Here is a 26018-nt window from a genome sequence, read left to right on the forward strand (position 1 = left end):
CTGGTACTATAAAAAGTACCAGTTTTAACAGAAAAGAGGATCCAGTTGCGTTTAGTCACCGAGGGTTTGCAACTTAGCGGGGCGGGTAGCTTGCGCCAGCAGCTGTATTTGCTACTGCAACAGCAATTATTAAGCGGTATCTGGCCAGCTGGCGCCTTGTTACCGTCCAGCCGGGTGCTGGCTGCCGATTTAGGCCTTAGCCGCAATACCGTTAACCAGGTGCTGCAACAGTTAGTCGCCGAAGGCTACATCGACGGCTTACCAGGACGAGGTTACCGGGTAACCGCCCTGCCAGAGCAGTATTTCCAGCCGGAAACCGCCAGCAGTAACGCTTTGCCTGAGCTGGCAACGCAGCAGTATGGCTTACCGCAAAAAACCGCAGCAGTAAATGGCGTGCTGCAACCCGGCGTCTCGGCACTGCAGCTGTTTCCTTCTGCAATCTGGCAGCGCATGTTACAACGACATTGTCAGCGGACTGCGCTAAGCGGTTTTGCCGACCCACTCGGTTATGCTGCGCTGCGCCAGGCATTGGTGCAGTATCTGCGTCAGGCTCGGCAGGTGGTGTGTGATGAGCAATGCATTCTGATCACTGCCGGTGCCCAGCAAGCACTGGTTATTGCGGCTAAACTGGTGGCGCGCGCCGGCCAACAGGTTTTAATGGAAACCCCCGGTTACCCGCGCTTAAAGCAGGCGCTGCAACTGTGTGAACTGCAGGTGCAGCATCTGGATGCTGCCGGCACAGATGGTCTTAATATCGACACCCTGCCCACCGACACTGCCGCCAAGGCACTGTTTTTAACACCCGGCCATCAGTATCCGCTGGGCGGTATTATGCCGCTGCCACAACGTATGGCGCTGCTGGATTGGGCACGCCAGCAAGGTGTCTGGCTGGTAGAAGATGATTACGACAGCGAATTTCAGTACCGCAACCGGCCTATTGCCAGCTTGCAGGGGCTGGCCGACGGTGAAGGCGTGCTGTTTGTTGGTTCTTTTAGTAAAACGCTGTTCCCGGCGCTGCGTCTAGGTTATCTGGTGGCGCCACGGCGGGTAATAGCACAAGCAGCGGCCATATTACAGGCGCTGCATGGCGATGTGCCTTTGCTGCCTCAGGCGGCACTGGCCGATTTTATCAGCGAAGGCCATTTTGGCCGCCATTTGCGCAAAATGCGTCGCTATTATCAGCAGCGCAAGCTGTTGGCAGTCCAGCTGTTGTCGCAACAACTACCGCAATGCCGTTTACATGCTCAGGATGCCGGTTTGCATCTGGTGCTGGAGTTGCCCCAACCTGTTGCTGAAGCCGCATTACTAACGGCGTTGGCCAAACATAACATTAAAGCACAACCGCTTAGTCGCTATGTATTTAACGACACAGCCCGCTACGGCCTGGTACTGGGCATTGCCAACCACAGTGACGCTGAGTTTACCGCGGCGTTGCAGCTTTTGATTCAGCAGTGCCGGCTAGCGCTGAGTGAAGCTACCTAGCTGTGCCTTAGCAAATTCTGCCAGTGCGACCGGCTTGCCAAATAAATAACCCTGAAATTGCTGGCAACCCAGTTGCAGTAACTTTTGATATTGCGGCTCTGTTTCCACACCTTCGGCAATGACCGCCAGCTCCAGGCTCTGGCCCAGCGCCAGTATGGTTTTGATTATGGCTTTATCATTGGCGTCAGTAAGAATATCGCGTACAAAGGAGCGGTCTATTTTCAGCTGGCTTAGCGGCAAGCGTTTCAAATAACTGAGCGACGAATAGCCGGTACCAAAGTCATCCAGCGAAAACCGCACGCCCAAGGCAGTTAACTGCTGCATTTTGTGGATCACTGTATCGATATCCTGCAGCAGCTGGCTTTCAGTAAGCTCCAGCACTAAGTTTTCTGCAATGGCACCATTGTCACGCAGGGCTTTTTTAACTTCATCGACAAAATGTACGTCATGTAGCTGGCGGGCACTGACGTTCACCGCCAGATACCAGCTTGCCGTGTCGCTATGCCGTGCCCATTCTGCCAGTTGCATACAGGCTTGTTGCAACACCCAGCGGCCAATCTGCAAAATTTGACCACTGGACTCCGCCACCGGAATAAACAGCCCAGGTGCGACCAAACCTTTGTCCGGATGCTGCCAACGCAGTAATACTTCAGCGCCGACAGTGGTGTCGCCTTGTATTTGCGGTTGAAAATGCAGCACAAATTGCTGTTGCGCCATCGCCTGACGTAAACCTGTAGCCAATTCAGTGCGGGCGCTGACTTCAGCCTGCATTTGCTGATTAAAAAACCGTACGCCGTTGCGGCCGCGCTCTTTGGCGTCATACATAGCTAAATCGGCGCGCTGCAGCAGCTCATCAGCATTGCAGCCATCTGAGAACATGACGACACCGACACTGGCTGATAAGCTATAAGGCCGCTCCTGCAGCATAAAGGCTTCTGCCATTAGCTGGACGATTTTATCGGCGATTAAGCCGGCTTTCTGAATAGCCAGTTCCGCATCCGGATGCATATCAGTTAACAGCACCACAAATTCATCGCCGCCCAGCCGCGCCAGCGTATCAATTTTACGCAGGTGTTGTTGCAGCCGCTGTGCTGCTAACTGCAGCAACTTGTCGCCCATAGCATGGCCCAGGCTGTCATTTAAATCTTTAAAATGGTCCAGATCAATAAACAGTAAGGCGCCTTGTTGTGGCTGACGTTGGTTTAGCGCTACTGCATGCTGCAAGCGTTCTAACAACAGCCGCCGGTTTGGCAAACCGGTTAAAGCGTCATAAAACGCCAGTTGATGAATTTCCTGTTGCTGTTGTTTATGTTCGGTAATATCGGTAGAAATACCACAGAGCGCATAGATTTTCCCTTTTGCATCGCGCAGTGGCATTTTAACCGACAAATAGGTATGACACTGCTGGCCATCCAGCGAGCAGTTTCGCTCTTCTTCCACGATGCGCTGGCCCTGTTGCAACACGCGCTGGTCATTTTGTTGCAAATTAGCACTGGTGGCGGCATCAAAAAAAGCATCATCACGCCGGCCCAGTGCTTGCTCTGCTGTGCAACCGAATAGCTCGGCGACTTTGCGGTTAAGATACTGATACCGGCCTTTAGTGTCCTTGATATAAATATGCGCATCAACGCTGTTTAATATGGTGCTCAGCCGCTCTTCACTGGCCTGCAAATGGCGGGTTTTTTCGGCGACCTGCTTTTTCAGCCACCAGGCGCCCAGCAGTGCCAATAACAGCAATGCGGACAACATCGACAGCAACCACCAAACGCGTTCCGGCATTTGCAGAGGCGGTGTGTTTGCGCCCCAGCGTTGCAAAATATGGTAATAGGGTGAGCTGGCATTGGCTTGCCACTGCGCCAAATCAGTTTCAATAACTGCCAGTAAATCCTGATTGCGCCCCTTACGGCTGGCGTAAAATAGCTGCACCGGCTGAAAAACAATATCGCCTTGCATCAACTGGTACTCGTCCATATGAGCGCGGCCAAAATAATGGTTGGCCGCCACAGCGTCAGCTTGTCCGGCGGCAACCATAGCGAACGCTTCAGCCATCGAACGTGTTTCTATTAATTGTGCTTCGATCCCGGCGCTATTAAGCTGTTGTTGCAAATAACGCTGCTGTATTGAATCGCGCAGTACCAGCACTTTTTTACCGGTTAAATCGGCTAACGAGTCCAGTGGCACGCCTGGCGCAAGGTATAACTGTGACCAGCTAAACAGGGCTGGTGTACGATGAAAATCCAGCAGCAGTGCCCGCTCTTCGCTAAAGGCCACATCTGGCAACAAATCTATTTCGCCGGCTTGCAACAACTGCAGGCAATAAGCCCAGTCACATTGTACCGTCTTTAACTGCCAGTTTTCGCGCCCGGCGATCTCAGTAAGCAAGTCACCAAGAATACCCGACGCCGCCCCGTCAGCCGCCGCTACCAATTTGGGTGGATTTTGATAAACCCCCACCACCACTTCACGGCCAAGCGCCTTAGCAGCACTTACTAACAGCAACAGTAGAACTATAGTTCTGATCATGAGTGTTCCGTCACTCCGGTTGGCTTCGGTTCCTGAAGCTTATGTTATAGCGACAAATTTACCAACCTAATGCCCGATCAGACTTTAAAAATATAGCCGCGCTTGTAGCACCAGTGCATTAACAGATAGGACAGCAGTAAAAAGCTCAACGCAAATGCCAGTGAGCCGTTGTAGCTACCCAATACTGGCTGATACAGGTGGTTAAACAACCAGCTTTGCAGTGAGCCTGGTCCGACACTGATCATACCCAGCAGCCGCGCAGCAATACCGGCAAACATAAAAAACAAAATGGCATTGGCGCCAAACACCACAAAAGGCGCGCTCCAGCGCCGCCAGCGTTTCACATCACACAGCCAGATGCAGGCTGCCAGCGCTATAGCGCAATACCCGCTACTTAGCAGTACAAAACTTGGCGTCCACAGGCTTTTGTTGATTGGCAGACTAAAATGCCACAGCTCTGCCAGCCAGACCGCCACTACACCACATAGCAGTAAGCCGCGGATTTTCTGTACCAGGCTACGGTCAGCCTGTAACCACTGCGCAATCAGCACGCCACTTAAGCAACTGGCAATGGCCGGCAAGGTAGACCAGAGCCCTTCCGGGTCAAAGGCAAAAGGCGTGGCACTGCGGTAATACACATGGTTTGCTCCCAATACGGTATGATCAAGCCAGGCGGCGAAGCTGTTACCAAATTGCAGCAAGCCGGTAAAACGGTTGCCGTAAGCATCCTGATAAGGCACAAACAACATCGCCGCCAGATAAACTGCACAGAGACCAACTAACCAGAGTATGCGCCCTCTGACGCCGCAGTACAGCACGATAAGCAGGCTGAAAAAATACACCACACCTATACGCTGCAGTACACCAAACCAGCGCAGGGCCAGCAACTTTTGTTCAATATAGTTATAACTGGCATCGCGAAAATTGTAATAAAACAACACTAAAAACAAGCCCAGACCTATCAGCTTAAGACTTCGCAGTGCGCCCTGCTTAATGATAACGGCCTTACTGACGGTGCTTTGCCGCTGCAGGCTTAGCTGCAACGACATGCCCACAATGACAATAAAAAACGGGAAGATAAGATCGGTGACGGTCCAGCCATGCCAATCAGCATGGCGCAGCGGGCCATAAACATAGCTCCAGCTACCGGGGTTATTGACCAATATCATCGCGGTAATGGTTAAACCCCGCAATGCGTCCAGCGCCAGCAAGCGTTTCGCCGGTAATGTCGCCAGTATGGCGTCGGCATAGCGCCGGTATAACGCCAGCATTAGTCGTTGTAGCCGGCAACGGTTACCGGCAAGGTGCCGGTTAGCCCGTATTGGCGCAGCAGCGCCTGTGCCAGCGCTTCGTAGGTCGCGTTACCTGCACCGATAGCCGTAACATTTTCTGCCGTGTTATAGGCATAACTGGCCAACACCACAGCGGCATGCTTGCCATAGCGGCTAATATCGTAGGGTGCGCGCAGGCTTAAAAATACATGCGGCTTGTGCTGAGCACTAATAAGTGGCAATAAGGCTTCGTATTGCTGCGTCTGGCGCTCGTAGGCAGCAGCAGTATTGCGGATCCCGTTTAAGTCGTCCATGCCGCCAATATCAGCCAGGCTTTGCATCGGCGCAATAAAACCGCTAATCACCAGATCGGCCGCCGCTATTTGCGCAGCAGCACCAGAGACATCGGTTTGTTGCAGGCTGATAACGTCAATCGCAAACTGTTGCCGGCCGTAATGCTGCAATGCGGCTGCCAGTGCCTGCGCTTTGCTGTGGTCCGGCATAATTAGCAGCAGCTTTTTTGCTTCGCTTAGCTTAAACGGCCAGTCAGCAGTAGCGGGTTTAACTTGTGTTATCGCGGCTTTAGCCAGCGCCAGTTCACTGTGGCGATGTGCTGCACTGCCCAGAGTCTGCTGCGCCTGCTGCACTTGTTGCGCTACGCTGGCCTGTGCCGGCAACAGCGGATATTGCTGTTTTAACGTCACTATGCGCTGATAAGACTCTGCCAGCTCAGTCGGGCTGATATCGCCGTTATCTACCGCCGTTGCCAGGGCATCCAGCAGCTCAGCCAGAGCAGTTAGCTCGCCGGGATGTTGCAGCTTCACCGGCATCAACGCAATGTCAGCACCGGCAGCAAAAGTTTGTACCACCGCTTCGGTATGGGTAAAAAACTTACTGATGCCGGCCATATCCAGCGCGTCGGTCACTATTACGCCGTTATAGCCCAGCTCTTCACGCAGCACACCGTGCAGAATTTTGCGCGATAAAGTCGCCGGCTTTAGCATCTGCTCGCCGTCTTTTGAAGTAAAAGTACTGTTATCCAACGCCGGATACTGGATGTGCGCCGTCATGATCATGCCAGGCGCGTGCTGGCTGATAATGTCAGCAAAGGGCTTTAAATCTATCTGGCGGATTTGCTCGGCACTGTGCTCTACCCGCGGCAGGCCTAAATGGCTGTCCACTTCGGTATCACCATGGCCGGGAAAATGTTTTAACGCCGCTATCATACCGCGTTGCTGCATTGCCGCTGTCATCGCGCCGCCCAGCTCAGCCACCTGCTGCGGGTTTTCACCAAAGGCACGCACATTGATAACCGGATTTTGCGGATTAACGTTGACATCTATCGTTGGTGCAAAGTTAACATTAATGCCCAGTGGCAGCAGCTCATCGGCCAGTACCTTACCCACTTCAGCGGCATACTTAGTACCGTGCTGCGCAAAGGTGGCACCTATTGCCATATTGCCGGCAAAAGATGTCGCCAGGCTTCGCGGTAAGCGCGCAACACGGCCGCCTTCCTGATCAATACTGATAAACAGCGGCAGTTTTAACGCCGACTCTGCTGCGGCTTGTTGTAAATCACGGTTTAGCTGCACTATTTGCGCAATATTGTGCAAATTCTCGGCAAACAGGATCACGCCACCGATATCGTAGCCACGGATCAGTGCGGCCAGCTCAGGCGGCAACTGGGTCATGGCGGTACGGCATTGCCCTTGTTCCGGCGTCTGCGGGCAATAGTAGCGCAAATCCAGCATCAGCTTTTGCCCCAGCATTTGTTTAACACTGGCAGGCTTTTTCAACCAGGCGGCGGCATTAACCGGCATAGCAATCAGGCTCACACTGAGTAGTAAGCCCCCCCAAAAAACTGAATAGCCGCGACGACAACATGACATGATTTTCCTGACAATTAACGTAAGCACAGCGCCACTCCGGTATTGTGAACAAAGCCTGCTGTAGTACAACAAAAATAATTTATACATTCAAGATAATTTGAAATGTATAAATTACCCATGCAATAATTTCTGTGATATGTTAATTGCAGTGCTATCAGCTGGAACACCCTATGCAACTGACCCTTTTGGACTGGATAGTTTTTTTTGGCTACTTCGCCATACTGGCCGCTGTCGGTTGGGCTGTTAACCGCCGCCGTGCCGGTAATAGCCAGGATTATTTCCTTGCCGCCAACACCATGCCGGTATGGGTTGTGGCTGTTTCAGTACTGGCAACATCACAATCGGCTGCCACTTTTCTTGGCGGGCCTGATATGGGGTTTCGCGGTAACCTGAGTTATCTGGCATCTAATATCGGTGCCGTGATAGCGGCAGTACTGGTAATGAAGCTGCTGCTGCCACGTTATTATCAGCTTAAAGTCACCACAGTGTACGAGCTGCTGGAACGCCGTTTCGGTGCCAGCGCTAAAGATCATGCCGGCAAGATGTACCTGTTTGGCCGTTTGTTTGCCAGCGGCGCCCGCTTATATATGGCGGCGATAGCAGTGGCCATGCTGCTGTTTAATAACATTGCCGCCTCCAGCGTGTTAATTGCGGTTGTGCTGCTGGCGGTTATTGGCTTGCTGTGCACAGTAATGGGTGGCATACGTTCGGTAATCTATACCGATGCGTTGCAATGCGCGGTTTATGTCAGTGCGGCAATGCTGGTACTTGGCTACCTGTATTACAGCCTGGGACTGGACTGGCATACTATTTATGCTGCCTTAGATACACCGGCAGAGGGCGGCGCGTCAAAATGGCTGCTATTTGACTGGTCGCTCGATTTCAGCTCGGCCGGGGTGTTTAATATGTATTCGGCACTTACCGGTTTTGTGCTGCTCAATATCGCCGCCTTTGGCATGGACCAGGACATGACGCAACGGGTACTCACCTGTAAAGACAGCAAGGCAGGTGCCCGCGCGTTGTTAAGCTCGGTGCTGTTGGTCATTCCGACCATGCTGGTGTTTATCCTTATCGGCTTTTTGCTGTATATCTTTTATCAAAGACCTGATTTATATCAGCCGGTACAGGGCTTTGCCGATAGCTTTGCCGGCGAAAAAGTTACCGTGTTTATGTATTATGTGCTGAATGAAATGCCATCCGGTTTACGCGGCTTAGTGGTGGTTGGCGTCATTGCCGCAGCGTTATCAACCATAACGTCCGGCCTTAATTCCATGGCCTCGGTGTTGGTGGCTGATATTTATCAGCCATGGCGTTTACAGCGTCAGCCAGATACCGCGCCCGGCCATTTCGTCCGCGCCGGCCAGTTGGCAATGTTGCTTACCGCTACAGCGCTGGCCCTGATGGCGATCCTGTGTTTTTACTGGCAGCAATATTCGGCCATGCCGTTGCTGGCTTTTGCCCTAAGTGTGATGGTGTTTTCGTACAGCGGCCTGCTGGGGGTGTTTTTTACCGCCCTGTTTAGCCAGCGTGGCAACCGGCGCAGTGTAACGGCCGCCCTGCTAAGTGGCTTTGCCGTTACCCTGGCATTACAGCCCTATGTTGTACAATTTTGGAGCCCGGCACTGGCCGCGCTGGATTTGGGTTTTACCTGGCAGCTGTGCCTGGGCACATTAGTATCCAGCCTGGTGTGCCTGGCTGGAACTGCGCAGCCTTATGCTGCAAGCAAGGAGTAATTTATGTGGATCCTGACGCTGGACGGCGGCGGAAGTAAAACCCTGGCCCGTCTGACAAACAGCGCAACCGGCCAGCACTGGCAACAGCAAGCCGGCCCGGCGTCGCTGACCAATGATTTTGACCTGGCGCTTAGTAACATTCGCCAGCTAAGCCAGGCTTTGTGTCAGCAAGCCGCCGTGACCAGCCAGCAGCTTGTTGCCGTTATGGGCCTGGCGGGTGCCGGCAATCCGCAACAACACCAGCAGGCCATGCAGTTGCTGCAGGACGATTACCAACAACTACTGATCACCACAGATGCGCGGACGTCGTTATATGGCGCCAATCTGGGGCAACCGGTGTTAGTCGTAGCTCTGGGTACCGGCTCGGTTGCCATGCGCTTACTGGCCAATGGCAACGAGCAGCAAATTGGTGGCTGGGGTTTTAATATCGGCGATGAAGGCGGCGGTGCCTGGCTGGGTAAACAAGTCGTGCGCGAGCTGCTGTGGCAGGTAGACAGCCTGAGCGGCGTACAAAGTCCGTTGCTTAAAGCGGTAGCCCAGCATATTGGCGACAGCGCAGAGCGCTTATTGCCCTGGCTAAAAAACGCCAGCCCGACCGATTTCGCTGAATTCGCGCCGCTGGTGTTTCAGTTTGCCAGCCAGTGTCCGCTGGCGTTAATGCTGCGCCAGCGCCATATCGATGCGGTAGAGCAACTGTTATGGCAGGCACTTGAACAATTTGCGCTGCCGGTGGTGTTACTCGGTGGCCTGGCGAAAGATACCTTACCGCTGCTAAGTGCAGCCTGCCAACCGCTAGTACAGCAGGCAAAAGGCAGTGCGCTTGACGGCGGTCTGCTACTGGCACAACAACTTATTTCTAATGTTTCGGAGCCTGCGCATGAACATCAATAATCAGGATACCCTGCTAAATCAGCTTAATAGCATGAGTTCAGAAGCACGTAACCCCGACAGTATCGATATCGATTTACTCAGCAGCCTGGAAATAGTGCAGCGGATAAATCAGCAAGATCAGAGTGTGGCACTCAGTGTCAGTCAGTGTCTGCCGCAGGTCGCTATAGTGGCAGACCGCATTGTCGAGGCCTTTGCCCGTGGCGGCCGGCTGGTTTATCTCGGTGCAGGTACCAGTGGCCGGCTGGGTATTTTAGATGCGGTAGAATGCCCGCCAACCTTTAGCGTGCCCTCCAGCATGGTTGTGGCATTGATAGCCGGTGGCGACGGCGCTGTGTACAAAGCTGTGGAAGGCGCCGAAGACGACCCACAGCTGGCCGTGGCTGATTTACAGCGAATTAAATTAGACGCCAAAGATATTCTGGTTGGCATTGCCGCCAGCGGCCGCACGCCCTATGTACTGGGCGGCCTGGCCTACGCCCGTAGCCTGGGCTGTTATACCGCCGCCATTAGCTGTAATGCCAATGCGCCGGTACTCAGTGCCGCCGATACCGGCATTTGCGCGGTAACCGGGCCGGAGGTGCTAACCGGCTCTACCCGGATGAAAGCCGGCAGTGCGCAAAAAATGCTACTGAATATGCTCAGCACCGCTGCGATGATCAGAAGCGGCAAGGTATACCAGAATCTGATGGTAGATTTACACGCCAGCAATGAAAAGCTGGTGGCCCGCGCGGTACGTATCGTGATGCAGGCAACCGACTGCAGCGCAGATGACGCCCGTCAGGCGCTGGATGCTGCCGGTATGAGTGCCAAACTGGCCATTTTGCATCTGTTAAGCGGCCAGAGCATCAGCCAATGCCGCGAACAGTTGGCACAGCAAAACGGTTTTATCCGTCGCGTGCTGGAGAGTTAATATGCGTTTTATTAGCCTGTTGTTGCTCTGTTTTGTGGTAAAGCTTAGCGCTGCGCAACCGCAGTTTGAAACTGGTGCCGGACAAGTGCAGCGTTATTTGCCGTTGCTAGCCGGAAAACGGGTTGGCTTACTGGTCAACCAAACTTCGCTGGTTGCTGAGCAGCATCTGGTCGATGTGCTGCTGGCCAATAAGGTGAATGTTGTCGGCATTTTTGCCCCCGAACATGGTTTTCGCGGTGATCATGATGCCGGCGCTGCAGTAAACAGTGGCACCGATAGCAAAACCGGCCTGCCGTTGTGGTCAATGTATGGTGCCAACAAGCAACCGTCAGCCCAACAGATGCAACAACTGGATCTGGTCATTTTTGATATTCAGGATGTAGGCGTGCGCTATTACACCTACATCAGTTCGATGCACTATATGATGCAGGCTGCAGCTGAGCATGGTGTTGGCATGCTGATACTGGACAGACCCAATCCGAACGGCGCCTATGTCGATGGCCCGCTGCTGGATTTAGCCTTCCAGTCTTTTGTTGGCATGCATCCTATTCCGCTGCTGCACGGCATGACCGTCGGCGAGCTGGCGCGGATGATTAAAGGCGAAGGGTGGATCAGCAACGCGGATAAACTGCAACTTAGCGTAATACCGATGACCGGCTACCGCCGCGATATGCCTTATGCGCTGCCGGTAAAGCCCAGCCCTAACCTGCCCGATGCCCAGGCGGTAGCACTGTATCCGTCGTTAGGCTTTTTTGAAGCCACGCCGCTTAGTGTCGGCCGCGGCACAGCCTTTGCGTTTAAAGTTATAGGTTATGATAAATTTGGCCCGGCCGGTTTCAGCTTTACCCCGGTATCGACGCCGGGCGCAGCACTAACGCCACCGCTAATGGATAAAACCTTGTATGGCGAAGACTTACGCCAGGTACCTGCTAATGGCTTGGATTTACAGTACTTACAGCGCTGGCATGCCTTATTTAAACAGCATAATGAGGTGTTTTTTACCGCACCAGCCTTTATGGATAAACTGGCGGGTACAGATAAACTCAGGTTGCAAATAGAACAAGGTCTGTCAGAGCAGGCCATCCGTGCCAGCTGGCACAACGACCTGCAGCGCTTTAAACAACAGCGCCAGCCTTACCTGTTGTACCCGTAACAAGCTTAATGCAGATAGCGGGCAACAACCCGCTCTACTTCACCGCTGGCTTGTTGTTGCTGCAAATACTGGTTTAGTGCCTGCAGCAACGGCTGCCAGGTCGGATTAAGCGCAATAGTCAGCCCCGACTTACCAATCAGCAATGGCGTCGGATACAAGGTCGTCGTATCATAATGTTGCTGCAGTAGCCAATGCGCAATCAAATCATTCATATAGGCTAAATCACAACGTTTGCTCAGCACCATGCGCAGCTGTGCTTCCTGGCTGGAGGAATCGACTCTTAGCAGTGTGCCACTGCTAAATAGCGCTTCCAGGGTCGGATAAACATAATATTCGCGGGTGCAGATTTTTTTCCCCTTCAACTGTTCCACTTCAGTCACGGCCTCCTCAGCCGTGCGGGCAAAAAAGTAATCGTCATAGGCAATAATTTGGTTGGAGAACACCAGTTGCTCGGGTTTTATTGCCCACTCCGGACTTAACATCATGGCATCGACTTCGCCCCGATACAGCCGCTGCTCGGCCCCGGCCCGGTTATCCAGCAGATAATCGACCTCAAGCTGCTGCTGGTGAAAAAATGGTGCCAGTAAATCCGGCACTATGCCACTGACATCTCCGTTAATAGTGGTAAAAATATAGGGTGGGAAATCAGGGTAATACACCACAAACCGCAAGGTTTTCTGGCTGGCCGTATCTGCCGGTGTCGGCTCAGTAGCAGGCATAACGGCAAATGCCATAATGCATAGCAACACGCTGCTCAGCTTAAACCAAAACTTTGCCATGCTAAAACTCCTGATACAACTTAGAAACCCTAGCATAAGGCCGCAAAAACGCCAGCCAGAGCAAGGTTAGGGCAAATCGAACAACAGTGCCTTTACCCCGGCATTCGCCGTCAGTGTCAGTGCTGTTTCCCCACTGATTTTAATACCATCGCCTGGCTGTAATAGATTACCGGCCAGGTTCAGCTCGCCGCTGATCAGGTGAATGTACTGCTTGCGACCGACCAGGCTACTGTACGTCAGTTGCTGTGCCGCAGGCAGAATGAGCTGATACAGCAAGGCATCCTGGCGCAGCGTTAAACTGCCGTCGCGGCCATCCGGCGACAAGATAAGCGTCAGGCCCTCGCGCTGACCGAAGTCTTTTTGCTGATAAGCCGGCTCGCCTCCCTGCTGATTGGGCTGGATCCAGATCTGCAAAAACCTGAGCTCTTGCTGCGCGCTGGCATTAAACTCGCTGTGGTAAATACCACGGCCGGCACTCATCAACTGAAATTCACCGGCTGGCAATACTTCGGTATTACCGGCTGAGTCTTTGTGCGCAATGCTGCCACTGAGCACCAGACTTAAAATCTCCATATCTTTATGGCCATGGGTATCAAAACCGGCGCCAGGAGCAACGCTGTCATCGTTAATTACCCGCAGCGCTGAAAAGCCCATCTGCGCCGGGTCATAGTAACTGGCAAATGAAAATGTATGGCGGCTTTGTAACCAGCCAAAATCGGCTTTACCGCGGTCGGCGGCGTATCTGATAGTAAACATTTAGCCTTTCCTCAATTAAGTTCACACTACCCAGCCAGCTTAACCCTGTGCATCTGCCGTAAAAAGCGGAATAATTTGCGCTAAATATTCAAATAATTTGAACTTATGATAAATGCCACCAGCTCAGCTACACTGAACAGTCTTGCAAGCCAACAACGGAGTAATTGATGAGTATTAATGTGCTGGCCATTTGCGGCAGCTTACGGGCTAAATCTACCAACCGCGGTTTGTTGCGTTATGCCCAGGGCCATGCGCCCCAGGGTATGAAAATTCACCTGGCAGAGCTGTTAGAGGTACCATTTTATAACGCCGACCTGGCAGAAAAACCGGCCGCTGTGCAGCAATTGCTAAAGCAGATAGCCGACGCCGATGCCTTGCTGTTAGCCTGCCCGGAATATAACTATTCACTGGCGCCGGCGCTGAAAAATGCGCTGGACTGGGCTTCGCGTGAACCCGGCAACCAATTGCTAAGCGGCAAACCCGTGGCCATTATGGGTGCCGGTGGCGGCATGGGTACCAGCCGCGCCCAGTACCATTTGCGTCAGGTCTGTGTGTATTTAAATCTGCACCCGTTAAATCAACCCGAAGTATTTGCCAACGCCTTTAGCGGCGGTTTTAACAGCGACGGTGATTTAACCGACGAGAAAATACAAGGCCTGATTGTTAAGCAACTGCACGCCTTGCAACTATGGCAGCAGCAATTGGCAAAATAATTCAGGGCGTTTCAGCTTCAGCTTTAGCACTGCTGGCAGTGACCACACATTGCCAGCCCCAGCTGCGCTGTTTTTCGGCAAAGTCCGCCGCTTTCTGTTCGCAATAACCGGCTTCGTTACTGGCACGCCACAATACCGTATCCTGGCCGTCTTTAGTGTAATGTACTTCACATGGTAACTCAGTGCCTTGCGGGTAAGCTACTTCAATAATCCGCACCGCATCGCCAAGCTGACAATGGGTAATTTGATTATCCGCCGCCGCGGCGCTAAAAGTGCCCACCAGCAGCGCTAAGGTCAGTGCTTTCATTCTGTTCTCCAAAGTGGTTAAAGCCTGCACAGTATAGCAAAGCCCGGCCAGGTCATCAGACAGCCGTGTCTTAACTGCCTAACGGGTTAAGCACAGTGGCGCTGGCCAGATGCAGCAGCTGGCCATTTAGCAGCGCCAGTTTAACGCCGTCTTTGTCGGCCAGTAAAAAGGTCGCCGGCCGCTGGCGCTGCGGTGCGCCCTCACTTAATTTAACCGGGTTTAACACCACCGGCAGGTCGCTGTTATTTTGCAGCAGGCTGGCCTCACCACGAAAATGGCTGTATCCCTGTGCCAGTAAAGCCAGATAGCCGGCTTTATCCAGCGTCAGATTGGTGCTAAGCGGATATTCACGGCCAGCCTGATATTGCAAACCACTGGCATCAAAATGGTGGAAGCTACCGTACACCGACATATCGCCAATATCGCGGATGCGCGCCAGCTTATTGCCATCGAGGTCAAAGTCCAGCGCCAGATCGACCCGGGCGCTGTGGCCATTAACAACAATGCCTAAACCGCTGATCAGCATATCTTTAATACCACCATCGCGGTTAAACGGCACCGCCTGATACGCATCCAGCGACTGTCTGGTATAGCGCTTGTCGGCAATACTGTTGACGGCCATCACCAATAACTGGGTGTTCAGCTTTCTGGCAACCTGACGGTTATCATCGCCGGGGTGGGCGCCCGACTCTATCAACACAGTGCTGATGCCCATACCGGCAAACGTATCGCCAAACGAGCGCCAGGAAAAAGTGTCATTGTATTTTGCCAGGTGGCCAGGCAATAACTGCTGCATTAAATCGCGCATATCGCCAATCAGCTGCATGGCTTTAGTGCGGGCGGCATCGATGTCTTTGGCCTCATTAAAGGCCGGCGCCAGCAGCGATATCGTTGCAGCTTTATCAGTGTCGCCTACCGCATAAAAACGATTCTGATCGTGCAAATTCAGGCCAAAATCCGGCTTAAACTGCCTGGCGGCCTGCATCAGTAAGCGGCCTTCCGGTGTTTGCAACGCTTTGGCATCGCGGTTAATGTCGATACCCATGCTGTTAACGCGCACATTGGCCGCTGCGCCATCCGGGTTTAATAATGGGATCAGCCGCAGGGTTATTTTATCCTGCCAGCTACTGCGCCACTGGCTGTGGGCATCTGCAGCCAGCACGTTCAGCAAATCCATCAAGGCCGCAGTGGCGGTAGGTTCATCACCGTGCATCTGCGACCAGGCCATTACTTTCACCGGGCCATTGCCAATGTCAATTTGCCACACCGGCACACCAAGCGCAGATTCTCCCAGCTGGCTAAAGCGAAACAACGGGTTGAGCCGGTGCTGCTGCAATACCGGTTCAATATCCGCATAACTCAGCTGAGGTTTATCCAAAGCGGCTTGCCGGTAGCGTTGATAATCGCTGTCGCTCAGTGTTATTGCCTGTACCATTGTTGTCAGTCCCATTGCCGCTATTACTAAACTACGCCATAGCCAAAACATCTGCTCTCCTCCATACTGCCGGCTTTTATCGCAAAATGCTGCCTCAGGCTTGCCCGCCACCAGCACAAGCTGTATAAATTATTCATAGCGTATGTTAACTACAATAATAATCAACTTAAAAGAGACAGGAGGCCATTTTGGCTGATTGGTTGACCTTGCTGCCGGCTTTGGTAGCTATTGTTATCGTGCTGTGGCGCAAAGAAGTGATCCTGGCATTATTGCTGTCACTCTGCTGTGCAGAATTGCTGATCTTTGTGCAGGCGCAGGGGGCCGGACCGGCAATATTGCTCGATGGCAGCATCGCCACGCTGGAGCGGATCGTGGCGGTAACCGGCGACGCCGACAACGCCCGTATTCTGATGTTTTCTCTTTTAGTAGGCGGCTTGCTGGCGTATATGCGTGACTCGGGCGGGGTATCGGCTACAGTAAAAATGCTGGTCGACAAAGGCATTGCCAAAACACCACGCCAGGCCGGTTTAATGACGTTTTTTATCAGTTCGGTAACCTTTATTGAGTCGAATCTAAGCTCGCTGACTGCAGGTATCAGCTCACGCGGTCTGTTCGACAAGTTTAAAATGAGCCGGGCCCGGCTGGCGTATATTATCGACAGTACCAGCGCGCCTATCTGCATTATTATTTTGCTCAATGGCTGGGGCGCTTACATCCTCGGGCTGTTAAGTACCTATTCGCTTGGCGACTCGGCCGTGTCGGTGCTAATTGGCACTATACCATTGAATTTTTATGCTTTATTTACCCTGGCGCTGGTGTTGTATACCATTATTACCGGCAAAGTTTATGGCCCGATGCGTAAATCTGAGCAGCAACTGCATACCTTAGCCGAGCACAGCGAAATTGATGTTAAACCCAGCCACCCGTCTTATATGCTGCTACCGCTGCTGACACTGGTCGCCTCTATGCTTGGCTTTATGTTGCTTACCGGTAACGGCAGGCTGGTATCAGGCTCCGGTTCACAATCTGTGCTGTACGCCACCACCCTGGCCTGCCTGGTGGCTTATTGCATGATGCTGCTGAGCAAGCGCTTTAAACACCAGCAACTGGTTGATATCGGCTTTAAAGGTATGAGTGAGCTGTTACCACTGGTTACTATCGTATTACTGTCACTGGCGCTGGGCAGCAGCTTAAAACTGCTCGGCACCGGTACTTTTATTGCGTCTATCGTCAGCGACAGCCTGCCGCTGGTGCTGATCCCGGCCTTGCTGTTTTTAGCCGGCGCGCTAATTTCAGTAACTACCGGCACCAGCTGGGGCACCTTTGCTATTTTGATCCCGATAGGCATGCCGATGGTTGAACTACTCGGCCTGCCGCCATCTCTGGTGCTGGCGGCGATCCTCAGTGGCGGGGTGTTTGGCGATCACTGCTCACCCATTTCTGACAGTACTGCAGTTAGCTCAGTAGCCTCTGGCTGCGATCTGCTTGAACACGTTAAAACCCAGCTGCCTTATGCATTATTCTGTGGTGTGTTGGCATTATTGGCCTTTTTACTTGCAGGGGTTGTGATGATATGAATGCGATAGCACTTCTGGCTTTGCTACTGACAGCTGGTACGGGTATTGAACCTGCGGACACTGATATACCTCCTGATTTTATAGATATTAGTAGGTTAAGTTCAGACGTTCAGGTTCACATGGCCTACCTTGGCAATAACAACTTTGTTGGTCAACCGGTTGAAGGCTATCAGGCGAATAAGTGTTATCTGCAAAAGGATGCCGCCGAAGCACTGGCAAAAGTCCAGCAGGCAGCACAAAAGCGGGGTTACACGCTGTGGGTGTTTGACTGCTACCGGCCGCAGCGGGCAGTAAATCATTTTATGCGCTGGGCCGCCGATTTAGCCGATACCCGCACCAAGGCGCAGTATTATCCCAACCTGGCTAAAGACAAGCTGGTGGGCGAGTATATAGCGGAAAAATCCGGCCACAGCCGTGGTAGCACAATAGATTTAACCCTGGCAGTCAAAGATGAGCAGGGCAACTGGCAACCAATTGATATGGGATCGCCTTTTGATATGTTTGACCCGGTATCCAATGTTGGCGCAGCCGGCATCAGCAACCAGCAAACGGCTAACCGCCAGTTACTGGAAAGCCTGATGCTGCAAGGTGGCTTTAAAGTATACAGTATGGAATGGTGGCATTTTACCCATCAACCACCAAAGTATACTGAGCAGTATTTTGACTTTGTCGTGAAATAACCACTTAAAGCGGCAGACGCTGCAGCATCTGCATGGCAATTTCATCCTGCAGTTTTTGCTCCTGCCGCTGCTGCTTTAGCTGTTGCCGCTGTTGCCGCTGCTCTAACAACTGAGCAATCGCCAGATTGTAAGCCGCTTGTTTATTGCAGGCCTGTTGCTGGCGGTTGGCTTCCTGCAAGGCTGCCTCGCTGCGCAATTGCTGTTGCGCTGCCATATCGTGCATCAGGCCTTTTAAGCCGGATAAGTTTTGCAGACTCAGGCTGCAGGCCATCTGCTCACTGCTTTCCATGCCGTTGATATGCTGGCTGAGTAAGCGGCTGCGCTGCTGCTCCTGCTCGGCCAGCTGTTGCAACTGGCTAAAACGGCTGCGCATCAAATCGAAATTATCCTGTTGCGTTTGCAAGTATTTTTTCAGCATCTTAGTTCACCAGGCCGGCCAGCAGCAGTTCGGTTTCGGCAAAATCAACCTGCTCATTCAACCCCTGAGTCAGAAACTGCTCAATTTTCGGGTACAGGTTTACCGCCCGATCTAACTCGCTGTCTTTGCCACTTTGATAGGCACCTAACGGGATCAGCTCTTGTACCTGCTGATAGCGACTGTACAAGCGTTTTAAGCTGTAGCAGCTTTTAAGTTGCAGCTCACTGACGATATTTGGCATTACCCGGCTGATAGAGGCGCCGATATCAATCGCCGGATAATGGCCACGCTCTGCCAGCTCGCGGCTTAATACGATGTGGCCGTCCAGAATGGCGCGGGCCGCATCAGCAATCGGGTCCTGTTGGTCGTCCCCTTCGGCCAGTACGGTATAAATAGCGGTCATACTGCCATTGCTGCTACTGCTGTTGCCGGCGCGTTCAACCAGTTGTGTCAGTTTACTAAACACCGATGGCGGATAACCGCGGGTAGCCGGTGGCTCGCCGACAGAAAGCGCTATTTCACGTTGCGCCTGGGCATAACGGGTTAACGAGTCGACCAGCAACAGTACATGCAGGCCCTGATCGCGATACCAGGCGGCCAGCCGGTGCGCCAGTTCGGCGGTACGCATGCGCAGCAGCGGCGATTGATCGGCCGGCGCGGCGACCACTACCGCTTTTTTCATGCCCTCTGGCCCTAAACTGTGTTCGATAAAGTCTTTAACTTCCCAGCCGCGCTCGCCAACCAGCCCGACGATCACAACATCAGCGGTGGTAAAACGCGTCATCATACCCAGCAGCTTGCTTTTGCCGACGCCAGAGCCGGCAAATAACCCCAGCCGCTGGCCCTGCCCTACCGTAAATAAGCCATTAATCGCCTTCACACCGACATCAAGCGGCGTGGTTACACCTTTTTTTTGCATCGGATTGACGGCCGCCAGCTGACTGCTGATCGGCTCGCCTTGTAGCAGCGGCGTTTTGCCATCTAATGGCTGCAGCAGGCCATCCACCACCCTACCCAGTAAGCCTTTACTCACCAGCAACGCCTGACCGGCCGCTGCCGGTCTGACTCTGGCGCCGGTACTGAGGCTACTGACATCGGTAAGCGGCATTAAAAATGCCTGTTGGCCGTCAAAGCCGACGACTTCGGCTTCTGCCCAGCCAGCATTTGGTGTTTGTACCTGATAACGCTGGCCCAGCGTATAGCGGCCGCCGGCGACCGTAAGCAGCATACCGTTGACCCGCACCAGACGGCCAAAGCTTTGTAACAGCGGCGCCGGTTTAAGCTGGCCGGCTAACTGACTCAGGCGCTCAGACAGCTGCATCGGTATTGCTCAATAACAGCTGCTCCAGCTGCGGTAACATGGCATCCAACCGCTGGCGAAAATCCAATAAGTGCAGCTGCGATATGCCAACAAACTCGGCACAACCAGGTTGCAGTTGCGGATCAGCCTGCAATTTCACTTCTCCCAGTAAATCAATTTCCAGCTGCTGCCACAGCGCCAAATCGGCCGGCGCCAGATGGATCGCGGTTATCTGCTCTTCCAGCTGCAGCAGCGTTAAACAGTGTTCGATGGCGCGTTTTAAATGGCTGCTACACAGCGTCAGCTCAGCATCCAGAGTGCTGCGGGCCAGCGTGGCGATAAGCTCTGACAGCTGCTGTGTCAGGTGCTGTTGCTGCACCTGCTGTGTTGTGCTGAGTTGCTGGCTAAGTTGCTGCAACTGCGCGGAAAACTGCTGTTTTAACTGCATCAGGTGCTGCTGCTGTTGTTGTTGCAGCTGTTGCTGCGCCTGCTCCAGCGCCTGCTGTTCTGCCTGTTGCCGGCCCTGGATAAGGCCCTGCTGCTTACCTTCCTCTACGCCACGCTCGTAAGCCTGGCGCAACTGCTGCTGCAGGTCCGGCTGGCTTAGCTCGCGGCTGACGCCGGGAAAGCGATAGCTTTGTGACATACTCAGCCTACCGTCGCTTCTTCATACAGGCGATAATCCACTTCGCCTTTGGCCATCATCTGACGGATCATCTGCATAATTTCGCCGCGCGCCGCTTCCACTTTGCTAACCGTCTGTGCTTTGGTGCTGTCGATCTGCTGGCGATACACCTGTGCCAGGCGTTTGGGCAACGCCGCCATAATGTTATCCAGCATGGTTGGGTCACAGCCTTTTAGCGCCACCACCCACAGCTCGTCGGGAATTTCATTCAGCAGATAGGCCAGCACATCTTCGCTTTGCCGCGCCAGCGAGATAAAGTCGTACATTTTATCCTGCACCGCTTCTGCCATTTGCTCATCATGCAGCTTTAGCAGGTCCATGATTTCGGCTTTGTTACCGTTATAACGATTGATAATTTCGGCGACCTTTTCCACGCCATTTACCCGGGCACCGACCTGTTCGCCGACAAACTCGATACAGGCCTCCAGTGTATGGCGCAAGTCGTCCATCACATGCTCACTGACTTCGCGCAAGCTGGCGATGCGGTACAGGATGTCGTCATGTTTTTGCTTCGGAAACAGCGCTATCACGGCACTGGCCTGCTCGGACGGCAAAAACGCCAGCAACAATGCCTGCATCTGCAAATGTTCCTGCTCGAGAAAACGTGCTAACAGCTCCGGCGGCACCCATTCTAACCGGCGGATATCATCCGCCAGCGCGCCACCATAAATATCGTCCAGCATGCCACGCGCTAACTTACGGCCAACCGCCTTGTCCAGCGCCCGCTCCAGATACAGCCTGGACGCACCGCTAACACCGCTTTCATTGCGGTAGCAGTCAAAAAAGTCGTTTAAAATCACTGCCACATCATCCTGGGTGACGTTGCTGATTTTTGCCATCCGTTCTGACAAGGCTTTGACTTCGTGCCGGCTCAGCTTCTTGATAATACCAGCGGCATTTTCCTCGCCCATACTGAGCAGCAAAATGGCAGCACGATCCAGATCGGTAATGTTGTGGCTATGTTCAGACCTTAGTTGATTCAACGCTGACTCCTCGCTCTACCCAATATTTGATCACTGCCGTAACACGCTCAGATTCTTTGCTGGCCAGCATTTGCATATGGGAAATTTGTTCAGCAAATTCTGAGCCTAATTGCGGCAACGGTATGCCACTCAGCGCGTTACTGGTGCTACTGTCGGCGTTGTTGGCCGCTTGCTGTGCACTGCTCTGGGCGCTCAGTTTGGCATTTAGCGCCGGCACCTCAGTGTTTTCGACACGGCTAAAGTCGGTGACACTGTCGTCGCTAACCCGGCCTTTTTTGCCCTGCACCAGGTGGTTTACCAGTGGCCGTACACCAAACAGGATCAGCGCCAACGCGATTAACGTGCCAAAGATATAACGGGCATATTCTTTTACTTCAGGCAGCTGCCACCACGGCAGGCCCTGCTGCAATGTTTCACTGCTTAGCGGCGCAACAAAAGCAAAACTGGTGATATTAAACTGGTCGCCGCGCTCAGCCTGAAAGCCGGTGGCGGTTTTTACCATCTCGCCCAGCTGCTGCAACTGCTCATCGCTCCAGCCGGTATCTGCTGCCGCAGCCTGATTAACCAATACCGATACGCTCATTGACTTCAGGCGCCCTACTTCAAAGCGGGTATGGGTTACCGCCCGGCCATTATCAAACTGACGGCTGCTTTCATTACGCTCAGAAGTGCGCTGATTGTTGTCTTCCGCTTGCTGGTCGGCCGGTAATGGCGGCTGATTGGCTAAAGCACCCGGAATGCCCATCGCCAGCTGGTCCTGTAAGGTGTCCGTTTTAATGGCTTCAGAGCGCACCACTGAGTTAGGATCTATCGCTTCGCGGGTTTCTTCTACCACACTGAAATCAACATCCGACGATACCTGAATACGGAAATTTTCATCGCCGAGGATCGGCAGCAGCATGATGGCGGCCCGCTGTTCAATATTGCGCTCAAGCTTTTGAATAAACGCCAGTTTTTTATCGGTTTCTTTGCCGATAGGCGCATCGTCATATAATTCACCGGTCAGCAATTTACCGCGCTGATCAACCACCGACACCTTGCGCGGGTCCAGTCCCGGCACACTGCCGCTGATCAGGCTGACAATGGCTTCTACCTGGGCAGCTTTCAGCTCATAGCCCGGTGCCAGATCAACCATCACTGACGCAGCCGACTTTTCTTCCTGCCGGCCAACAAATAAATTTCGTTTTGGCACGGCCAGATGCACCCGGCTGTTACGCACGCCATCCATGGTAATAATGGTGCGGGCCAACTCGCCTTCCAGCGCATGCTGATAGTGCATAGACTCCATAAACTGGCTGGTGCCCATGGTCACCTTATCCGCTATCGTCGACAGCCCTTCCGGCATAGCGGCTTTAATGCCACGCGCGGCCAGCGTAATACGGGCATCGGCCAGCCGGTCTTGCGGCACCATAATATTGCCGGTGTCGGTGTCGATACGAAACGCCACTTTTTCTTTGTCGAGAATTTCCAGAATACTGGCTTTATCGTAGTGTTCCTGATTGCCATACAACGGCACATAGTTTTTCGCCGAAGTCCACAGGATCAGCACTATGGTGGCGGCAACCAGCGTCGCCAGCAACGCAATCGATGCCAGGCTACGGTCACCACCGGGCAGCCAACTAAAGCGGTTGGATAAATTAATCACCTTCTCGCGGAAATTACCCTCGATTTGCACCGGCGGGTTTGTTGTAATCACTTCAGCTTTCATTCCGGCCCCTTACAGCGACATCCGCATCACATCGTCAATACCACTGAGTACCTTGTTGCGTACTTCCATCAGCATAGAAAAGCTCAGACTGGCTTTCTGGCTGGCCACCATAGCCCCCACCACATCGTCACTCTGGCCGGTGTCTACCGCCGTCATCAGATCAGCGGCAATATTCTGTTGCTGGTTAATCGAGCGGATAACCTGGGTGAAATCGGTACTGATACCGGATTCATTACTGGCTGGCGTCACAGCCTCATTGCCGGCTACTTGCGTCAACCGGGTCATAACATCGAGCATCTGGCTCTGGCGATCTAGCGGTGAAATCATAATAAGGATCCTTAAGACGCTAATGCATCAATATCTACACCATGCTCACGCATAGCAGCCAATTTGTAACGTAAGGCCCGGGTGCTGACACCCAGCGCCTCAGCAGTGCGGGTGCGATGGCCATTAAATTTATTCAGCACATCGAGGATGTAATCAAACTCTGCATTTTTCTTGCTTTGTTTTAATAAGCTGGCGCAAAACGCCGCAGCCTGTGGATGGCAATGCGGTAAATTCAGATCGGCAACCTGCAGCTCAATACCCCGTGCCATCACCAGCGCGCGCTGCATCACGTTCTCAAGTTCACGCACATTGCCCGGCCAGTTGTATTGCTGCATCACATCAGCTGCCGTCTGGCTTAAGCGGTATTTTCCATTGCCATACTTTTGCAGAAAAAACTCTGCCAGCGGCAGGATGTCGTCGCGCCGCTCACGCAGGGCCGGCCAGCTTAATGGCAATACATCCAGCCGGTAAAATAAGTCTTCCCGAAACAGGCCCTGCTCTACCTGGCTGCGCAGGTTTTTATTGCTGGCCGCTATGACACGGATATCCAGCTTAATGCGACTGTTGCTGCCTAAACGCTCCACTTCACGCTCTTGCAACACCCGCAACAACTTGGCCTGCAGAGCCAGTGGCAGCTCGGAAATTTCATCCAGCAAAATGCTGCCGCCGTTGGCGGCCTCAAATTTACCGATTTGCTGATTAACCGCGCCGGTAAAGGCACCTTTGTTGTGGCCGAACAGCATGGCCTCCAGCATATGCTCAGGGATTGCGGCACAGTTCACCGCGATAAAAGGCTTGTCGGCACGCTCTGATGCCTGGTGAATAAACTGCGCCAGCCGCTCTTTGCCGGTGCCTGACTCACCTAAAATCAGCACAGTCGCCTGAGTTTGCGCCGCCCGGTGCGCCAGTTGCAGCATCTGCCGGCTGGCGTGGGATACCGCCACTAAATCTTTTAAGCCCTGGCGCATTGCGGTGGCATTGCGCACCGACGTTTGCAGCTGCGCCGCAAAAAAGGGTTTGACCAGATAATCTATAGCGCCGTTTTGCAGCGAATCTGATGCCAACGCACTTTGATCACTGGTTACCATACTGATAATTTGCGCCGATGGCAGTTTACGCGACAGCAGCGCCACCAGTTCCGGTAAAGGCATTTGCGCCATAGTGCTGCCAACAAAAACTAACGCTGGCTGATAATCGCGGCACAGGGTCACCACCTCAGTGACGTCTGCACAACAGACTAACTGGTAACCTTCAGCTGCCAGAGCCCGTTTTGCGTCCGCATCAGCCTGCTGCTGATCTATCCATAATGCATAAGCCTGACTCATGGTTTGTTTGCTCCTGCCAGCTCAGTTGTTCGGATCAGCCGCAGTGACACGCGACGGTTGTTTGCTTCAGCTGTGCCACGGCTTTGCTGCAGCGGGTAGCGGTTACCGTGCGCCCGCACTTCCAGCATCGTCGCCGGTACGCCAAGTTCCAGCAATTGCGCCGCCACTTCATCAGCACGTTGCTGTGACAATAAGCGGTTAGCCAACGTCGTTCCGACATCATCGGTGTGACCATCAAGCAAAATTTTCGTCACCTTGCGATCAAGTGCGATATAGCGCGCCAGTTTGCCCAGCCATTGCAACTGTTCGGCATCAAGCTGATAGCGGCCAGTGTTAAAATACAGTTCGTGTTGTCTGGCCTGCTGCCAGGATAACGGCGCCATCTTTGCCACGCAGCCCTGAAAGTCTGCCACGGCGCGTGCCGGATGTGTGCTGCTAAGCAGCAGAGTACGTTCGACGCTGGCGTTGCCAACTGAAAAATGCAGCCAGGCTCCAGCCTGAATTTGTTGCAATAAGGGTAAGGCGGCCTTGATAAAACTGGCCTGACTGTGGTGATACAATTCTGCGACATAGCGCTCGGTTAACCACTGCGCACTGGCGGCTTGCCAGTCGGCGCCACGGGCCGCGACACTGACCTGTTCCAGCGCGTCATGCGGCTGCGCCAGTGAAAGTTGTAATTGCAGTGGTTGGCCCGGGTTCAGGATAAAACGCACCTGTCCCAACCCGCTGATTTGCTGTTGCAGCTGGCACTGAAAAGCGTCTCCACTTAGTTGCCATTGCGCCTGCTCTGCCGGCTGCTGCACAGCCGCTAAGGCTGTATTAGCAACAGAAAGCGCAGACCACACACCGAGATATAACCACGTCACATCGATAGCCTTTTATTGCCAACAATTGTCCACGGCAGTGATAGACACCAAAACCGCCCCAAATGGAAAAGCGCAATAAAAGGTAAACTGCATAGAAAAGCGTCTGATTGTGCGACGAGCAGCCGCGCAGCCAGAGGCGCATCCGAAGGATGGCGCTAAGCTAATGCAACCCCGCTATCATAACGTTGTAATCAACGTAGTAGACCGGAGGCTTTGCGTCCTGCCCTTTCGGTGCAGTTTGCCTTTTAATTGTCTTAACCAGTTCACAAACCAGGAGAAAGATTTATGAACCTTAACTGAATGCTGC

General features: G+C 53.2%; 23 protein-coding genes and 1 riboswitch. Of the genes, 8 read left to right on the forward strand and 15 right to left on the reverse strand.

Annotated elements, in window-relative coordinates; all coding sequences use genetic code 11:
* The first annotated feature begins 45 nt into the window (after positions 1 to 45).
* Positions 46 to 1482: a MocR-like pyridoxine biosynthesis transcription factor PdxR gene (gene pdxR / locus MN202_RS05340; RefSeq protein WP_335735058.1), complete on the forward strand. Its 1437-nt coding sequence runs from the start codon at positions 46 to 48 to the stop codon at positions 1480 to 1482.
* Here the strand turns inward: pdxR and MN202_RS05345 are convergent.
* The 3 genes from MN202_RS05345 to MN202_RS05355 all read right to left on the reverse strand — a co-directional run bounded on the left by MN202_RS05345 (position 1459) and on the right by MN202_RS05355 (position 7192).
* A complete protein-coding gene (locus MN202_RS05345) occupies positions 1459 to 4005 on the reverse strand; it encodes an EAL domain-containing protein (protein WP_335735059.1) in 2547 nt (848 codons plus the stop codon). The genes pdxR and MN202_RS05345 overlap by 24 nt on opposite strands.
* A gap of 77 nt (positions 4006 to 4082) precedes the next feature.
* The gene (locus tag MN202_RS05350) at positions 4083 to 5276 is read right to left on the reverse strand and encodes an acyltransferase family protein (protein WP_335735060.1); all 1194 of its coding nucleotides are present in this window, start codon (positions 5274 to 5276) and stop codon (positions 4083 to 4085) included.
* The gene (locus tag MN202_RS05355; RefSeq protein ID WP_335735061.1) at positions 5276 to 7192 is read right to left on the reverse strand and encodes a glycoside hydrolase family 3 protein; all 1917 of its coding nucleotides are present in this window, start codon (positions 7190 to 7192) and stop codon (positions 5276 to 5278) included. Before MN202_RS05355 ends, MN202_RS05350 begins: the two co-directional genes overlap by 1 nt.
* A gap of 143 nt (positions 7193 to 7335) precedes the next feature.
* Here MN202_RS05355 and MN202_RS05360 point away from each other — a divergent pair, with 143 nt between their 5' ends.
* The 4 genes from MN202_RS05360 to MN202_RS05375 are packed head-to-tail and all read left to right on the forward strand — an operon-like array spanning position 7336 to position 11852.
* Entirely contained in the window at positions 7336 to 8898 is a 1563-nt protein-coding gene (locus MN202_RS05360) for a sodium:solute symporter (protein ID WP_335735062.1), read from the forward strand.
* Positions 8899 to 8901: 3 nt separating this feature from the next.
* Positions 8902 to 9789 (forward strand): glucosamine kinase nucleotide-binding domain-containing protein, encoded by an 888-nt coding sequence (locus MN202_RS05365; RefSeq protein WP_335735063.1) that lies wholly within the window; start codon positions 8902 to 8904, stop codon positions 9787 to 9789.
* Positions 9776 to 10699: an N-acetylmuramic acid 6-phosphate etherase gene (gene murQ / locus MN202_RS05370; RefSeq protein WP_335735064.1), complete on the forward strand. Its 924-nt coding sequence runs from the start codon at positions 9776 to 9778 to the stop codon at positions 10697 to 10699. Before MN202_RS05365 ends, murQ begins: the two co-directional genes overlap by 14 nt.
* A 1-nt stretch (position 10700) precedes the next feature.
* The gene (locus MN202_RS05375; protein ID WP_335735065.1) at positions 10701 to 11852 is read left to right on the forward strand and encodes an exo-beta-N-acetylmuramidase NamZ family protein; all 1152 of its coding nucleotides are present in this window, start codon (positions 10701 to 10703) and stop codon (positions 11850 to 11852) included.
* Between the two features lie 5 nt (positions 11853 to 11857).
* Here MN202_RS05375 and MN202_RS05380 read toward each other — a convergent pair whose 3' ends face one another.
* Complete coding sequence (locus MN202_RS05380; protein ID WP_335735066.1) at positions 11858 to 12631, reverse strand: substrate-binding periplasmic protein; 774 nt, start codon at positions 12629 to 12631, stop codon at positions 11858 to 11860.
* A gap of 66 nt (positions 12632 to 12697) precedes the next feature.
* Positions 12698 to 13387 carry a pirin family protein gene (locus MN202_RS05385; protein ID WP_335735067.1) on the reverse strand — a complete coding sequence of 230 codons (690 nt, stop codon included), beginning with the start codon at positions 13385 to 13387 and terminating at the stop codon, positions 12698 to 12700.
* A gap of 167 nt (positions 13388 to 13554) precedes the next feature.
* Between MN202_RS05385 and MN202_RS05390 the strand changes: the two genes are divergently transcribed.
* Positions 13555 to 14100 carry an NADPH-dependent FMN reductase gene (locus MN202_RS05390; protein WP_335735068.1) on the forward strand — a complete coding sequence of 182 codons (546 nt, stop codon included), beginning with the start codon at positions 13555 to 13557 and terminating at the stop codon, positions 14098 to 14100.
* 1 nt (position 14101) lies between these two features.
* On the opposite strand, the gene MN202_RS05395 is transcribed toward MN202_RS05390, so the two are convergent.
* On the reverse strand, positions 14102 to 14407 hold the full coding sequence (locus MN202_RS05395; protein WP_335735069.1) for a hypothetical protein: 306 nt from the start codon (positions 14405 to 14407) through the stop codon (positions 14102 to 14104).
* A gap of 70 nt (positions 14408 to 14477) precedes the next feature.
* A complete protein-coding gene (locus MN202_RS05400; RefSeq protein WP_335735070.1) occupies positions 14478 to 15893 on the reverse strand; it encodes a M14 family zinc carboxypeptidase in 1416 nt (471 codons plus the stop codon).
* A gap of 137 nt (positions 15894 to 16030) precedes the next feature.
* Here MN202_RS05400 and MN202_RS05405 point away from each other — a divergent pair, with 137 nt between their 5' ends.
* Both MN202_RS05405 and MN202_RS05410 read left to right on the forward strand, forming a co-directional pair.
* On the forward strand, positions 16031 to 17419 hold the full coding sequence (locus MN202_RS05405; protein WP_335735071.1) for a Na+/H+ antiporter NhaC family protein: 1389 nt from the start codon (positions 16031 to 16033) through the stop codon (positions 17417 to 17419).
* On the forward strand, positions 17416 to 18099 hold the full coding sequence (locus MN202_RS05410; RefSeq protein ID WP_335735072.1) for a M15 family metallopeptidase: 684 nt from the start codon (positions 17416 to 17418) through the stop codon (positions 18097 to 18099). The genes MN202_RS05405 and MN202_RS05410 overlap by 4 nt, the downstream gene beginning before the upstream one ends.
* 4 nt (positions 18100 to 18103) lie before the next feature.
* On the opposite strand, the gene MN202_RS05415 is transcribed toward MN202_RS05410, so the two are convergent.
* From MN202_RS05415 to MN202_RS05450, 8 genes are read right to left on the reverse strand one after another with little or no spacing between them, the layout of a single operon-like run.
* Positions 18104 to 18517 carry a hypothetical protein gene (locus MN202_RS05415; protein ID WP_335735073.1) on the reverse strand — a complete coding sequence of 138 codons (414 nt, stop codon included), beginning with the start codon at positions 18515 to 18517 and terminating at the stop codon, positions 18104 to 18106.
* A 1-nt stretch (position 18518) separates the two neighbouring features.
* On the reverse strand, positions 18519 to 19838 hold the full coding sequence (locus tag MN202_RS05420; protein WP_335735074.1) for a FliI/YscN family ATPase: 1320 nt from the start codon (positions 19836 to 19838) through the stop codon (positions 18519 to 18521).
* Complete coding sequence (locus MN202_RS05425; RefSeq protein WP_335735075.1) at positions 19825 to 20463, reverse strand: FliH/SctL family protein; 639 nt, start codon at positions 20461 to 20463, stop codon at positions 19825 to 19827. The genes MN202_RS05420 and MN202_RS05425 overlap by 14 nt, the downstream gene beginning before the upstream one ends.
* A gap of 2 nt (positions 20464 to 20465) precedes the next feature.
* Complete coding sequence (locus tag MN202_RS05430; protein ID WP_335735076.1) at positions 20466 to 21485, reverse strand: FliG C-terminal domain-containing protein; 1020 nt, start codon at positions 21483 to 21485, stop codon at positions 20466 to 20468.
* On the reverse strand, positions 21466 to 23193 hold the full coding sequence (gene fliF / locus MN202_RS05435; protein WP_335735077.1) for a flagellar basal-body MS-ring/collar protein FliF: 1728 nt from the start codon (positions 23191 to 23193) through the stop codon (positions 21466 to 21468). The genes MN202_RS05430 and fliF overlap by 20 nt, the downstream gene beginning before the upstream one ends.
* A 9-nt stretch (positions 23194 to 23202) precedes the next feature.
* Positions 23203 to 23520, reverse strand: a complete 318-nt coding sequence (gene fliE, locus MN202_RS05440; RefSeq protein ID WP_335735078.1) for a flagellar hook-basal body complex protein FliE — start codon at positions 23518 to 23520, stop codon at positions 23203 to 23205.
* A gap of 11 nt (positions 23521 to 23531) precedes the next feature.
* Positions 23532 to 24845, reverse strand: a complete 1314-nt coding sequence (locus MN202_RS05445) for a sigma-54-dependent transcriptional regulator (protein ID WP_335735079.1) — start codon at positions 24843 to 24845, stop codon at positions 23532 to 23534.
* Positions 24842 to 25711, reverse strand: a complete 870-nt coding sequence (locus MN202_RS05450; RefSeq protein WP_335735080.1) for an OmpA family protein — start codon at positions 25709 to 25711, stop codon at positions 24842 to 24844. The genes MN202_RS05445 and MN202_RS05450 overlap by 4 nt, the downstream gene beginning before the upstream one ends.
* Before the next feature lie 161 nt (positions 25712 to 25872).
* Positions 25873 to 25964: riboswitch (cyclic di-GMP riboswitch) on the reverse strand.
* Between the last annotated feature and the right edge of the window lie 54 nt (positions 25965 to 26018).

The organism is Rheinheimera muenzenbergensis, assembly GCF_036984005.1.
Lineage (GTDB): Bacteria > Pseudomonadota > Gammaproteobacteria > Enterobacterales > Alteromonadaceae > Alishewanella > Alishewanella muenzenbergensis.